Genomic DNA, 233 nt, shown 5'->3' with positions numbered 1-233 from the left:
CCACCCATCCTGGATAGATTTGCGCGCACCGGCTTCGCGCAGCGGCGAAGTAGTAAATTTTTCCTGTTCGGTCAGTTTTTTTGCATCATCGTCATGAGTGACGTTCACGAGATAACCGGAATCACGAATAAGAATCAGAACATTCTGAGCATCTTGAACGGCCAGTTTTGTGATTAGCGCGTCATAGAACTCAATGTCACTTGTCACAGAAACGTAATTTGCATCTGGAATGG

1 protein-coding gene is annotated in these 233 nt (G+C 45.9%); it reads right to left on the bottom strand.

All coding sequences use genetic code 11. The features are described from left to right. The coding region (locus OH705_RS28845) for a hypothetical protein (protein ID WP_267303651.1) at positions 1 to 233 on the bottom strand (233 nt) is incomplete at both ends.

The organism is Pseudomonas sp. BJa3 (assembly GCF_026343815.1).
GTDB classification, from domain to species: Bacteria; Pseudomonadota; Gammaproteobacteria; order Pseudomonadales; family Pseudomonadaceae; genus Aquipseudomonas; species Aquipseudomonas soli.
Note: the sequence above shows the minus strand (reverse complement) of the source record. Positions and strands in the feature narration are given on the sequence as shown.